This is a genomic window from Okeania sp. SIO3I5, from assembly GCF_010672085.1.
Classification (GTDB): domain Bacteria; phylum Cyanobacteriota; class Cyanobacteriia; order Cyanobacteriales; family Microcoleaceae; genus Trichodesmium.
On sequence record NZ_JAAHHT010000071.1, the window covers coordinates 18,278 to 34,054 of the forward strand.

At 37.1% G+C, this 15,777-nt stretch carries 6 protein-coding genes; 1 reads left to right on the forward strand and 5 read right to left on the reverse strand.

Translation table 11 applies throughout. The features are described from left to right. Positions 1-127: 127 nt before the first annotated feature. From F6K40_RS17475 to F6K40_RS17495, 5 genes are all read right to left on the reverse strand, one after another. Positions 128-901: a hypothetical protein gene (locus F6K40_RS17475; protein ID WP_293138035.1), complete on the reverse strand. Its 774-nt coding sequence runs from the start codon at positions 899-901 to the stop codon at positions 128-130. Between the two features lie 175 nt (positions 902-1,076). Further along, on the reverse strand, positions 1,077-1,601 hold the full coding sequence (locus F6K40_RS17480; protein WP_293138037.1) for a hypothetical protein: 525 nt from the start codon (positions 1,599-1,601) through the stop codon (positions 1,077-1,079). A gap of 128 nt (positions 1,602-1,729) precedes the next feature. Then, on the reverse strand, positions 1,730-2,236 hold the full coding sequence (locus F6K40_RS17485) for a DUF4112 domain-containing protein (protein ID WP_293138039.1): 507 nt from the start codon (positions 2,234-2,236) through the stop codon (positions 1,730-1,732). A 1,209-nt stretch (positions 2,237-3,445) separates the two neighbouring features. After that, positions 3,446-5,362 carry a molecular chaperone DnaK gene (gene dnaK / locus F6K40_RS17490; RefSeq protein ID WP_293138041.1) on the reverse strand — a complete coding sequence of 639 codons (1,917 nt, stop codon included), beginning with the start codon at positions 5,360-5,362 and terminating at the stop codon, positions 3,446-3,448. Between the two features lie 1,240 nt (positions 5,363-6,602). Next, complete coding sequence (locus F6K40_RS17495; protein WP_293138043.1) at positions 6,603-7,505, reverse strand: hypothetical protein; 903 nt, start codon at positions 7,503-7,505, stop codon at positions 6,603-6,605. 927 nt (positions 7,506-8,432) lie between these two features. On the opposite strand from F6K40_RS17495, the gene F6K40_RS17500 reads away from it, so the two are divergent. Beyond that, positions 8,433-15,777, forward strand: a 7,345-nt coding sequence (locus F6K40_RS17500) for an Ig-like domain-containing protein (protein WP_293138045.1), incomplete at its 3' end; no start/stop codon positions are given.

The window sequence follows — 15,777 nt, forward strand, 5'->3', positions numbered from 1 at the left end:
TATCAAATTAGGGAAATATGAGTAATCTTATTTCGACGGTCAATAATAATTTTTAATTCTTGCTTAATAATGTTTCGTTTTCTGCTTTGTCCGTGGTTCAGTTGCAGCAGCATTTGTTGCAGTATTATCAGGATAAATATGGTATTTGAGGTAAATATAGCGAAGATACTGTTGGTGAAAAAATTAATGCTGTATTGATAATCATAGAAAGAATTACAGAAACTATTATAAAACTTATTATAGGTAAGTAAAATACCAATAAATAACATTGCCAATTTATTTTTCCAAAATAAGTAAATAGAAAAAAATAAGATGAGATTATCCAATGTATTGAGAAATACGCAAATGAAAATTTAGTTCCAGTTAAAATTACAATTACAATCGAAATTAAACTTAGTATTATTGAGTATAAAGTTATTGGAGCAGTACATACTACAAATGCTACTAAAAATGCTACGACGAGTTGCATTAATTTAATCTTAGATGGACTAGTTAAATTACTAGAAGAAATCAATGTTTCATTATCTAAATTTTTTTCAGGATTTTGTAAAAACTCCAATAATCTCTCTTTCTCATAATAAGAAAGCCTCTCAAGAGATCTTTCTTTTATTACTTTTTCAACTAGGTTGTCAATATTCGTTATATTTTCTTCTTTATCAGATTCTAAAATAATTTCACGGATATATTTAGACGAAGAACTAGACAAATAACAAACTATTTGCCATAAACACTCTTGTATTTTTTTTCTAGTTTTTTTGATAAATGGAAGAGTTTTTTCAAAAAAGTAAATAAGTCTAAATATAGGAAATATAATAAGTCTAAATATAGAACAGATAATAATATAAAATATTAGTGAAGATAATAAAGGTAATAAAAATAATATTGGTAAGTAGGTAGACATAAATAGAGGTTAAAATAAAAAATTTGAAAAAGAACCTATAAACAAGTTCAGAATAGGTTCTCGCCGTTTTAAATCTTCATTGCTATTGAACCGATAATTAAGCCCACCTACTTATTCCAAAATAAATTGTATTTACTCTATCTTTTGTCATTGATCAAAATGATTATGTTTGATATTACCTACCAGAACCAATAGACATTAATGCAATTTTTATTACTTCTCGTAGCCCCCTTTTAGTAACTGCCCCTATGTTTATAGTCATTACTAAAAAGCTCAAAATAGTAATAAAAATTGCTACAAGTCTCAATATAAATAATTCAAATTGAAATGTTAAAAGCAATATCCCTGACGATAAAATATAGTTTGAGGAATGAAAGATGACTAATCCAAAATTGAATACATTCCTATTTTTATCCTTTTCCTTAAAGCTAGTTGAATTTGCAAAAATTCCAGATGAATAAATATAAAATGTTGCAGATATCAAAATCAAACTAACTATCCAATCTTTCTGGCTATTTATTGTTATTATTTTAGGAGTCAAACATAAAACTAAAATGGTTATACTAAAACCTCCTAAAACTCCTGAAACAGATGAAAAAGCAGAAGCTGACTGTGATAGGTTTTGCTCACGCCTCAGTAGTTCTTGCGCTAAAACTTGCGTTAATATTTCCTCTCTAGTAGGTGATGTTTCTTGTTCCATATTAATAGCTGACTAGATTATTTGATCACGATTTATTGATTTTTCGGAGATATTTAATGTTGTTGTTGTCTTAGTTACCCCACCTTTATGATTAAAAAGTGCAATTTTTATAGCCATTTTTTATCTCCCTAACCAGGTATAATAAACTGTATGATTTTCAACAATAAACTAATCATAAAAAAACCTAAAGCAGCAATAGCAATTACAAATAAAATTAAGCCACCTAAAAGTAGAAAAATAAACGAACTATCTGCTTTTTTACTAACTTGAGGAGATTCTAAATGATTCTCCAATAGATCCATATTTTTAGAATTTGCCTTCCACGCAACATCAAACAAATCCCCAAGAACAGGTACAATACCAACTAGAGAATCAAATACTATGTTAGTCGCCATTCGCGTTAGAGTCTCTCTGGGTAATCCCATTGTTGCTGCAGAGAATACTATATAAACAGAAATTAGTCCTCCCAAGACATCACCACCACCAGGAATTAATCCTAGGACTGGATCTAAACCAACACCTAATGATGTACCAGGAACACGAATAGCATTATCAAGTAAGTCGCTAAGTTTACGCAGTTGTTTAACTTTAGCAACTTTAGATTGATGACTTGGAGTGGGAGAAGATTTTGCCATTATCAGTTATTAGTTAGTCAGTTATCAGTTATCAGTTATTGTAAGCATTCAGCCATTCTTTTATAGAAGTCCTGTTAGTATCTTTATACATTGATTTTCCTTTCTACAACCTGAGTGTTATGGCTGCTGCTAGGCTCCACCTTTCATGTAGTGCAGCTAAATGCCTAATGTAGTTGAATAAAAAGTCATGTACAAAGGCGAACAACCCCATTTAAGCTTTATGATATCAGAATTTGTGCCAGGATGGAACCCTAAATCCCCAAGTTTTTTGGAGCTTTAGAAAATGAAAAAGTTGATAATTTTGTCGGGAGGTTATTTCAGTTATCAGTTATCAGTTATCAGTTATTCAGTACCTCTAGCTGTTTGCTCCGCATGACAAACGGAAAGCTTCGGGATTGAAATAAGGAATATGTTCTTTTTTTATTCCCTATCCAAGGGGAGGCAAGAGACCAGAATTTTTCGGGAAACAGTCAGCCGGGTGCTTCACAGAATGAAATTATTGCTGATATTGCTCCTCAGAAAAATTCCTCAATGTTGCGATCGCTCCTTAGCTATCAATCTGAGTTGAATAAAAAGTCATGCGTATAGGCGAAAAACTCCAGTTAAGCTTGATCATATCACAATTTGTGCCAGGATGGAACCCCAAATCCTCAAGATTTTTTTGGAGCTTTAGACAATGAAGATGTTGGTAATTTTTTCGGGGGGGGGTTATAGATGGAAAGATTTGAGAGGGAAACAGTCAGCCAGGTGCTTCACAAAATGAAAATATTTCTGATATTGCTCCACAGAAAAATTCCTCAATATTGCGATCGCTCCTTAGCTATCAATCTGAGTTGAATAAAAAGTCAAGCAAAAAGGCGAACAACTCCAGTTAAGCTTGATCATATCACAATTTGTGCCAGGATGGAACCCCTAATCAAAAAAAATCTTGGGAGAGCTTGAGAAAATGAAAATGTTGATAATTTTGTCGGGAGGTAAAAGATGGAAAGATTCGAGGGGAAAACACTCAGCCGGGCGGGTGCTTCACAAAATGAAATTATGGCTGATCTTGCTCCTCAGAAAAATTCCTCAATGTTGCGAGCGTCGCTTAGTAAGGAAATTTCAACGTGGTTCATCAATCTGAAAAGCGCTATAAAACTTTGTAGAGACGTTCCATGGAACGTCCCTACCGTAGTCTACCTAAGTCAAAACTGCCATAAAAGTTATAGACTACTTTGCTTCAGTAAAATCAGCATCAATTACATCATCACCACCACCAGCACTTGAGGAAGAGTCGGAAGCACCAGCATCACCATTTGGTGTAGCACCATCACCAGGTACGCCATCTCCTTGTTGATACATATTGCTACTAACAGCGTAGAGAGCTTGTTGTAACTCAGTAGTCAGAGAAGTAATCTTTTCATCGTCTTCTTGAGCAACAGCATCACGCAAGTCTTTAATCAAACCTTCAATCTTAGTCTTATCAGCTTCAGGAACCTTATCTCCCAACTCCTGAATTTGCTTCTCAGCTTGATATGCTAAAGAGTCAGCTTGGTTTTTGCGGTCAATTTTTTCACGACGCTCTTTATCTGCGGCAGCATTTGCTTCTGCTTCTTTAACCATCCGATCGACTTCTGTATCTGGAAGAGTGGAAGCACCTGTAATACTAATAGACTGTTCCTTACCAGTACCTTTATCTTTCGCAGTTACATTGAGAATACCGTTAGCATCAATATCGAAAGTAACTTCAATTTGAGGCACACCACGAGGTGCTGCGGGGATACCATCTAAGCGGAAAGTTCCCAGACTCTTGTTATCGTTAGACATTTCCCGCTCACCCTGCAGTACATGAATTTCTACATTTGTCTGACCATCTACAGCAGTTGAGAAGACCTCTGATTTCTTGGTAGGAATGGTAGTGTTGCGCGGAATAATTTTTGTCATTACGCCACCGAGAGTTTCCACACCCAGAGATAGAGGAGTAACGTCTAGCAAGAGAATATCTTTAACTTCACCTGCTAATACACCTGCTTGGATAGCAGCTCCAACAGCTACCACTTCATCAGGGTTCACACTTTGGTTGGGATCTTTACCTAGAACTTTCTTGACTATTTCTTGAACTGCTGGAATTCGAGTTGAACCACCAACTAACACTACTTCGTCAATAGCTTTTTTATCTAATTTTGCATCCCGGATAGCATTTTCTACAGGAATTCGACAGCGATCGATGAGATCGGAACATAGACCTTCAAATTCAGCTCTGGTAAGAGTTAGGTCTAAGTGTTTGGGTCCATCTTGGGTAGCAGTAATAAATGGTAGGTTAATTTCTGCTTGGGTAACGCTGGAAAGTTCAATCTTGGCTTTTTCTGCTGCTTCTGTTAAACGTTGTAATGCTTGTTTATCTTTCCGGAGATCGATACCTTCTGCTTTTTGGAATTCACTTGCTAGATAATCAACGATTTTTTTATCAAAGTCGTCACCACCAAGATGAGTATCGCCAGAAGTCGCTAATACTTCAAATACACCGTCACCTACTTCTAGGATGGAAACGTCGAATGTACCACCACCAAGGTCAAATACTAAAATAGTTTCGTTACTTTTTTTATCTAAACCATAAGCTAGAGAAGCTGCAGTTGGTTCGTTGATAATCCGCAGCACTTCCACACCAGCAATTTTTCCAGCGTCTTTGGTTGCTTGTCTTTGGGAGTCATTGAAGTAAGCAGGTACGGTAATTACCGCTTGTGTTACTTGTTCCCCAAGATATTTACTAGCATCATCAATCAGTTTACGCAGCACTTGGGCTGAAATTTCTTCAGAGGCATATTGTTTTTCTAGTGCTGGGCAATCTAATTTAACATTACCGTTAATGTTGAGAACTTTATAAGAAACTTCTGTAGTTTCGTGGGTTACTTCATCAAATCTACGCCCGATGAACCGCTTTACTGAGTAGAAGGTATTTTGGGTGTTCATTACCGCTTGACGCTTGGCAATTTGACCCACCAGTTGTTCTTCTTTTTTGCCATAAGCTACTACGGAGGGAGTTGTACGAAAACCTTCTGCATTAGCGATGACTGTGGGTTTACCACCTTCCATAACAGCAACGCAGGAGTTTGTTGTACCTAAGTCAATTCCAACTACTTTTGCCATAACAGTTTTTTTGCTCCTTTAAAATACAAAATTTTTGTTTATTTGTCAAGTCTATTTTTTTGATTGACTTGAGGACTAATATTTCAGCTCAATAGTTTAGTTTGAGTTTAGGGTAAGTCCAGTTTAAATACACTCTCTATACTGCGGTTAGTTAGAGGATTCCATGAAGGCGTATTTACCGAACATCATCGAATCTTAGTATTTGAGCCACTTTATATAGTTTTGTCTCTTTTCCCCTTCTAATTTAGGGCTAAGAAGCAATTGTTGTCATTGTGGCAAACCGTAAGTTAAGTGTTGTGTTTGCCGTCTTCATGTTTTTGCTTAATCACTGGGTATGTATTAGCTAATTATTGATTTTTATGTCATAACAGATGAATATTTAAAATATTCTTGAAAATGGAAAAAGCATATTTTTGCAGCAGCATGGTTTTTGATTTTAAATACTTTTATAGCAATTCCCAAAAAGCGTGAGGTACAAAATTCTTTGGTTTTAGGGAACACTTAACTGGGAACACTTAACTGGGAATAGGGAATAGGGAGTAGGGAATAAGGAGTAGTAATTCTCATTCCGTAGGAATAATAAAGAAAAAAAACAACTCTACCTCCGAGAGCTTGGGAAACGCTATAATAATTTCCGATCGTTGCATTCCGCTGGAAAGTAAAACGTCATCAGTTCACCTTAGTCAGTTATTACGTTCAAAAGCTCTTTGCATTATAGCAGTTTTCATGCTGGATAGACTACAGTTGTAATCATCGGGGGGCAGTCCGGGAAGATTTGTATTCATAATTAACTAGCTTTTGAATCCTTACTCCGTACGGAGGTTGCTTGAGCATTAATGCGTTTTCGTATAGGGAATGCTCCTATTCCATGTCGCTGAACGTTAACGGAGTTGTGCGTTAACTAAACGTCCCTAACTCATTACTCCTACCTCATTAGACTTCTCCAAAAATTAAAAATTAAATCAATTCTTATCCATAAATTATCAATTACTCCCCCCTGTTCCCTGTTCCCTGTTCCCTGTTCCCTGTTTTCTGGAGATGTCTATTACTCATTACTCATTACTCCTACCTCATTACTCATTAGACATCTCCGAAAATTAAAAATCAAATCAATTCTCATCGAGAAATTATCTATTCTTTCTTCCTGTTCCCTGTTTCCTGTTCCCTGTTCCCTCTTTTCCGGAGATGTCTATTACTCATTACTCATTACTCATTACTCATTACTCCTTTTCAAAACACCCTAATTAGATGCTTCATCCTCAGAAACTATAGAATTTATTTGACTAGGAAGAGTTAAAGTCACGATGCTGAAAAGATTGAGACTGCGATAACCATCAGATATTATATCGGCATATTCTTTTGAATAAAAAGGACCGCTATTATAAGCAAATCCTTCTCCTACTTCATATCTTATTAATTCTGGTAGTGAAGTAGTTACTATTTGAATCTGTCGTTCGTTTTGTGGCGCTACTATTACATGATATCTAGCAGAATTTGGCTGTTGACTAATATATTCAGAAAGTAAGCCATCTAATTCTCCCATAATTAGCCTTTCTTTATCGGAAACTTCTTCATCAATATTCACCAGAGCATCGATAATATCTTTTAATTCTGATACTTGTTTCTGTGGTGGAGAAGTTGCTAAATAATCAGTGACATCTTGACGTAAATTTATCAAGTTTACAGAAGCATCTGCCATTCTATTTGTCGTTAAATTATCCCAGGTAAAATTAATACCCCAATGGTCAGCAAATGATTGAATAAATTCTTTTTCTCTAGGGTCAATTACTTCATCAATCATAGCTACCTGGCTTAAAATATTGATGATTTTTTTAGCTCCCGAAGGTTTTAAAAATGACTTGGCTAAATCTCCAGCTTCTTTTCTTTCAAAATTAAGGGTTTCTTTAATTAAAGTCCAGAAGCCTTTTTTTCTTTCTCCTGGTACCCATAATGACATTCCTACAAGAATATAGAACAATGCCAAACCATTAAATAATATGTTGTCTATAAAACTTACATATTCTCCAGTGAAAAGAGAGTTAAATGCAAAAATAGTTCCAATAGTAAAAGAAAGTAGATTGCCAGTAACAGATTGACTTTCTGCTACTACACGCTCATGTTTTCGTTTCCAGATTGGGTTCATTGTTAAGTAGACTTCTGCGAGAGAAAATCCTATGGACAAAAAAGCTAGTACAGATATTATTTTCTGAAAAGTTTCCATTAAACTACTCCAAAATGTAATTTTGATAAATAATTTATCACTAAAAAATCTATTTTTAGCAATATAGAATAGCTGAAATTGATGAAATATACAAGTTTTAGATTTTAGGTAGTAGGTAGGGATATTCTAATGTTTCTATAGAAGCCATTTGGTATCTTGGCAAAGGTGCAGGTTTTTTGTATAGGAGCCGGAAAGACCGAATCATAAGTCAGGAGAACGAGAAATAGAATAGGGGAAAAAGCTAGAAAAATGCCCCCATATTCACTATATTCCTATATTTAACTACATAAATATATGCCAAATAGGTTCTATAGATTATCATCTTGATAAGATACAGTTTTTTTCTTTCTTTCCTATTGCCTATTCCCTAATAAGAATAATTAATACGCTCCTGGCTAATAATTATCGAAAAAGTTATTTGGTTTGTATTAATTACTTAATAATTTAAGCACCATCTCACTACAGGGGAAGCTTATCTTAGATCGGGTTTAATTCCATATTCAAAAAAGGCTGTTACATTTCAATTTGTGATTTATTCCTACAATTTAAGACTTTATGACTTAAATTTATTGTCAAAATTAATGTTTTTTACTCCATTTTTTGTCTATTTATCTTGCCTGTTTCCGGCGTCTTTATCTCCTTTTGCCTGTTATTTGACTGTAGCAATATTTCATAGAAATAGTCTAACAGAAGGTTTTGAGAACTGTCATCATATAATCATTGTTCATAGCAATGTAAAAAAACTTAATTGAAATGTAAAAAAAAACTCGAATTTTTATTATCAAAGTTGTTGTGAATATAAATTATAGAATAACGATAAATGATAAATTCTGAAAAAAGCAGAGATTTATGGAACTAATACCTCAAGAAAATAACTTGCTAATTAATTTAGTAGACCAAGAAAATATCATGTCAGATATTTTTCTTAACCAATCTTCGAGTGAAAGTGAAATAGAATTATTGGAGACCTCGAACAACACAGTAGAAACAATCTCTGAATTAGAGAATGAGGACTCGTTCGGTATTTTAGAAACAGAGACAGAAACAGAAATAGAAATAGTTCGTAGAAAAAAGATTAATGGTGAAAAAGGTAGCGATCGCCTAATTGGTACTAAGGCTAAAGATACTATTAATGGTGGTGCTGGGAATGATACTTTAATTGGTGGAGGAAATGCTGATGTTTTGAATGGTGGAAAAGGTAACGATACTTATCAACTTAATGCTAAAAATACCGGGGGAAGTAAGATAATTGATACGGGTGGAAAAGATACTCTTAAGTTGGGTGGTGCTCAACTATCTAAAGGTGGTTTAAAAAAGGGGAAAGTTGGTTTTGAACGAGATGGTACTGACTTAATTATTGACCTGAATAAAAATGGTAAGTTGGAGAGCAAGAAAGATTTGGTTGTGTCAAATTTCTTTGCGGCTCTTGGTCGAAAAAAAGGTAGTGGTTTTCTGGAACAAGTAGATAATCTTTCTGGTGCAGTAATTCTCAAAGAAAGTGGTGTTGTGAAAGTTGGAAATAATAAAAATAATAAACTTGAAGGTACGAATAAAGATGATGTATTAGATGGGAAAAAAGGTAATGACCGTCTGACTGGAAAAGATGGTGAAGATATTCTGATTGGAGGAGAAGGAAAAGATAATCTTTCTGGAGGTAAAGGTAACGATAAATTAAATGGTGGTAAGGGTAATGATAAATTAAATAGTAGCGCTGGGAATGATACTTTAATTGGTGGTGGGAATGCTGATGTTTTGAATGGTGGAAAAGGTAACGATACTTATCAGCTTAATGCTAAAAATTCTGGGGGAAGTAAGATAATTGATACGGGTGGAAAAGATACTCTTAAGTTGGGTGGTACTCAACTATCTAAAGGTGGTTTAAAAAAGGGGAAAGTTGGTTTTGAACGAGATGGTACTGACTTAATTATTGACCTGAATAAAAATGGTAAGTTGGAGAGCAAGAAAGATTTGGTTGTGGAAAATTTCTTTGCGGCTCTTGGTCGAAAAAAAGGTAGTGGTTTTCTGGAACAAGTAGATAATCTTTCTGGTGAGGTAATTCTCAAAGAAAGTGGTGTGGTGAAAGTTGGGAATAATAAAAATAATAAACTTGAAGGTACTAATAAAGATGATTTATTAGACGGGAAAAAAGGTAATGACCGTCTGACAGGAAAAGATGGTGAAGATATTCTGATTGGAGGAGAAGGAAAAGATAATCTTTCTGGAGGTAAAGGTGACGATAAATTAAATGGTGGTAAGGGTAATGATAAATTAAATAGTAGCGATGGGAATGATACTTTAATTGGTGGAGGAAATGCTGATGTTTTGAATGGTGGAAAAGGTAACGATACTTATCAACTTAATGCTAAAAATGCCGGGGGAAGTAAGATAATTGATACGGGTGGAAAAGATACTCTTCAGTTGGGTGGTGCTCAACTATCTAAAGGTGGTTTAAAGAAGGGGAAAGTTGGTTTTGAACGAGATGGTACTGACTTAATTATTGACCTGAATAAAAATGGTAAGTTTGAGAGCAAGAAAGATTTGGTTGTGGAAAATTTCTTTGCTGCTAAAGGTCGAAAAAAAGGTAGTGGTTTTCTCGAACAAGTAGATAATCTGTCTGGTGAGGTAATTCTCAAAGAAAGTGGTGTTGTGAAAGTTGGGAATAATAAAGATAATAAACTTGAAGGTACGAATAAAGATGATGTATTAGATGGGAAAAAAGGTAATGACCGTCTGACTGGAAAAGATGGTGAGGATATTCTGATTGGAGGAGAAGGAAAAGATAATCTTTCTGGAGGTAAAGGTGATGATAATTTAGATGGTGGTAAGGGTAATGATAAATTAAATAGTAGCGATGGGAATGATACTTTAATTGGTGGTGGGAATGCTGATGTTTTGAATGGTGGAAAAGGTAACGATACTTATCAGCTTAATGCTAAAAATGCAGGGGGAAGTAAGATAATTGATACTGGTGGAAAAGATACTCTTAAATTAGGTGCTGCTCAACTTTTTAATCAAGGATTGAAAAAGGGTAAAGTTGGTATTGAAAGAAATGGAACAGATTTAGGAATAGACCTGAATAAAGATGGGAAAATTCAGCCCAATCAAGATTTAATAATTGAGGATTTCTTTGAGGAGAATACTGATAAGAAAGGTAAAGGTTTTATTGAGGTTGTCGATAACTTGAAAGGCAATCAAATCTTTAATTTATTGAAGGATACGACACCGCCAGAAATTACTGTGGATTTGGTGGAGGATACTGGGGTTCAAAATCAAGATGGTGTTACTTCTGAGTTGAGCATTAAGGGAACTCTTAAGGATACCAGCAATATTACCAATTTTAAGGCTGGATTTGATGATATTCCAGTAAAGGATTTTGTCAGTTTGTTAACAGATATTAAAACAAATGGCGAGTTTGTTTTGGACAAAGAACGATTGGAGGCTATTAACGGGGGGCCGTTGACTGATGGGGAGCATACTCTGAAATTGGTGGCCACCGATAATTTGGATAACGAATCCGAGGTTGTGGAGTTTAATTTTGTTTTGGATATGACTGCTCCCACTGCTAGCGGTGCTTTTGGTAGTTTGAGCGCGAAGCCTGAATTTGTGGATGTTTTGTATGACGAAGCAGTGGATGATGAGGCTGTTGCTGTTAACAACTACACCTTGACACTCGACGGCGAAAATACGAATATTACGTCTGTCGAGAGGTTAACCGATAATAGCGTTCGTCTGGAATTTGCCGAACCGTTGAATTTTGGCAGTTACGAATTAGAGATTTCTAACCAAGTCAAAGATATCGCTGGTAACCAGTTGACAACAGGTAACGTTTTGGAATTTACCGTCGTTCCCCAAGAGGTAAAAATTTCTCCCGCTAATGGGGAGGAGATGGTGGCGCTGACTCGGGAAACTGTGGTGCGGTTTGGGCAGGAAGTGGAACCGAATACGGTGAATGATGAATCCTTCTATTTAATAGCTAACGGGAAACGGATACCAGGACGGATCAATGTTTCTAGTACCAAAGAGTTCGCCACATTTTTCTACGAACAACCTCTACCAGCATCTACGGAAGTCCGGGTGGTGCTGGATGGAGATAAGATACAAGTTGTGGGAGGTCAACAGTTGGATGCGGATGCTGACGGCGAACCGGGGGGAACGGTGACTGCTGATTTTTCTACTTTGCCGTTGACACAGATACCGGGAACTGATGTAACTGGTTATGTGTTTGATTCTTTCAATAAAGAAAATGGGGAGGATAAACCGGTAGTTGGGGCGACTATTCGCTTGGATGCGTTGCCAGATGTGACAGCGGTAACGGATGAAAATGGCTTCTTCCGGTTGGAGGATGTGCCGGCACCGGAGTTTTCCGTACATATTGATGGTAGTACGGCGACTAATGCTCCCGATGGTACTGAATATGCGACGGTTGGTAAATTGTTCCATAGCGTCCCCGGACAGGAGACTCGGTTGATAATGGATGGTGAGGAGTTTGATATCTATTTGCCGCCCATGGCAACCGAGGATGTTCAGGAGTTGTCAGTGGATGAGGATACAAATGTTGGTTTTGGGGAAGCAGCGAAGGAACAGTTGGCAGAGATTTTGCCCGATGTCGATCCAGAGCTGTTTGCTTTGACTGAGGTGACGTTCCCGGCAGGTTCGGCGCAGGATGAGGAGGGGAATGTGGCGACTCGGGCAACGATTATTCCGGTGTCGCCCGATCGGTTGCCGGCACCGTTGCCTCCTGGGTTGGAACCGGAGTTGGTTATTTCGATTCAAGCTGGTGGGGAAGATGGTTTTTCTCAAGCGGGGGGTGCGACTAATTTTGATGTGCCTGCTCCGGTGACTTTTCCCAATTTGGAGGGGTTAGCTCCTGGGGAGAAAAGTTTGATTTGGTCATTTAATCACGATTCTGGGGATTGGGAAGTTATTGGTACGGGGACTGTGAGTGATGATGGTAAGGTTATTGAGTCTGATGAGGGTGTGGGGATATTGGCGCCTGGGTGGCATTTTACTCAGCCGGGGGTGTCAACTGAAGGTGGTGGTGCTGTTAGTGGTAAAAGTTTTGGAACAACACTCAAAGAACTCCTAGAGTTATCTATTGATGCTGTTGATTTAGCGTCTGAATTCCTCCGGATATCTAAAATTCGTAATTTTGTGATTGAATCGGCAAATGATGTTAATGATTTAATTAGTGGGATTAAGGAAATAAATCGGACTGGTCAAGCATCATTAACTGATTACATATTACCAATTTTAGATGTAGCAATAGATGTAGGAGAAAATTTGGTTGACATAGTAAAACCTACATCGAAAGACATAGATAATATTATTAGTGAATCTTTAAATGTTATAGAAAGCTTAGGTAAAGTTTTTGATAACAAAGCTATAGAAGACTTAGCTAACCATTTGAATTTTAGTTTTTCAACTCTAAAAAATTTATCTGAGTTAGAGCTAAATCCGTATCGAGAATTTGACTCTAAAAGACAGCAAATTGCTGATGGAATTAAAAACATTATTAGTTTAGGAAACGGATTGCAACAAAAGGTACTGCGAGAATATAGCGGCAAGTCAAATAATTCTGAAATACCTCTTGATAGGGTGACAATTGAGGAGTTTAGACAACTAGGGAATGAATTAGATAAAATATTTTCTCCTTTTGAAAACTTTGATGGTCAGGAAATAGACTCAAATTTGAACTCTCTCCAACAAATCATTGATTCAAACCAAACTATCCAAAATAATTTGGCTGAGTCAATCTTAGAACAACAGCCAGAAGGTAATCTAAATCAAAATCCTTTGTTTTATAAGTTAGAAGACCTCTCAAATGGATTTGTACAACAAGGAGAATTAGATCAAAATGATGGTTTCCGCAATCTTATTCTTGCACCAGAAACTTCGTACAAACTTGAATACTTCGATTTTATTAATCAAGAACAAGGTGCAATAGCAATCAATACAGGAGCTAGTGGTACTACTCTCATAATTCCTTCCACTGTCTTAATACCAAGTGATGGAGAAGAAATAGACGAAAGCTCTAACCCTAACGAAAGTAGAACTCTACCTACAGGCATTATCTCCAGCCTCAACCTAAATGGTGAAGCCAACTCTGTAGTTGTCGAAGCTTCTGCCACCGACACTGAAACCCAAATTGCCTACCTTGCCACTGGTGACTATGGCATTGCCCTAGTAGATGTGTCCCAATTTGATAACCCTATTATCCAAGGTCAACTCGACCTCCCTGGTGACGCTACAGATGTTGCAGTCGATCCCAATCTACAAATTGCAGCAGTTGCGACTAATGATGATGGCTTGCAATTAGTCGATGTTTCCGATCCCATGCTACCAAGTATCAAGGATACCATTGAAATTCCTGCAAATCAAGTAGAAGTTGCCAATGGCAAAGCATACACAACCAATGAAAATACCATCCAAGTAATCGATCTATCCACAGGTGTTCAATTACAAACCTTGACCTTACCCGGTACTGGCATAGTTACTGACTTAGCTCGTGAAGGCACTAAACTCTATAGTTTCACCAATAACTCCGATACTTTCTCAGTAATCGACATTACTAACGATGCCATTCTCCAAGGTCAACTAGAAGTACCAGTTTCCTCCTCCAATGTAGGAATATTTGCAAGTAATAACATTGCCTACATTACAGGAGGGGGATTACAAACAATCAATGTATTTGATCCCACTAACCCAACTCTGATTGGTGCTGAAAGCGATCGCTTTACCAGTCAAGATTTGTCCGTCAATAGTTCTGGTTTAGGATTGGTGGCAGCAGGTAGTCAAGGGGTGTCAATTTATAATTTGAACAACCCGCGAGTTACCAACAACTTTGTTACTCGGATTGATACTCCTGGTACTGCTCAAGATGTCGTCATTGGTTCTGGCATTGCCTACGTTGCAGATAGCACAAGCGGTTTGCAAGTGATTAACTACTTATCCCTTGATAAGCAAGGTCAAGCACCGACTGTTACTATTAACCAACCTGTTGATGCTCTTCCTGATACTGATGGAATTCAAGTATTGGAAGGAGACATCATTCCTCTTACTACCACTGTTACTGATGACGTGCAAGTGCGAAACGTGGAAATTTTGCTTAATGGGGAAGTAGTCAGCACCGATGTTTCACCTCCATTTGAACTGATACCCCTGGTTCCTAGCACTATCGATGATGGCAATACGATTACCGTGCAAGTACAAGCAACAGATACAGGTGGTAACTCAACCTTATCCGAACCTTTAGTTTTAGAAGTCATTGAGGATACGCAAGCACCTGCGATTGTCAGCATCAATCCAGATAATGAAGAAACACGAAATCAATTCTATAAAACTGTACAAGTGGAATTTTCAGAACCCTTAAACAAGGATTCTGTGACTGTAGATACATTCCGAATCAAAGATAATAGCGGAGCAGTAGTTACTCCAACTAGCATAAAAGTGCTTAATAACCAACAACAAGTGGAACTTGCTTATGAGTCTTTATCCATAGGAAACCATCAACTAGAGATTGTTGCACCAGCAGTTAAAGATCGTGCTGGTAATGCTTTAGGCACAGCCAATGTTAACAGCCAGTTTAGTATTGTTCAGGCCGCAGGTAATATCAACTGGATTAACCCAGAAGGAGGAGACTGGAACGAGCCTAATAATTGGGATTTAGGTCGAGTTCCTCAAGCTGGGGATAACGTGGCGATCGATTTACCTGGTCAATTGACTGTCACAATAGATGATGATGTGACAGTCAATGGCTTGGTTAGCCGTGACAACCTACTTCTGGATTATAATGGTGATTTAACAATTCAAGAGACTGCTGACATTGAGACTTTAACTCAAAATAGTGGTAGTATACTTACAGGAGAAGGAGACATCACCATAGAAACCTTCAACTGGAGTGGAGGCACTCTCACAGGAGATGGCAGCACTACAGTTAACAACCAACTAAACCTAAACGGCAGCAGCACTAAATCTCTTAACAGTCGCACTCTCACAAATAATGGGACAGGCATCTGGAAAGATACTGGAGACATCTATGCTAGCAATGCAGCAGTATTCAACAACATTGGCAGCCTCGACATCCAAAGTGATGCTGACTGGGAAAGAGGTTCAGGAGACAACCCCATCTTTAACAATTCTGGTACACTCATCAAATCAGGAGGTAACACCGAAAGCAACGACTCCAGTTTGATAG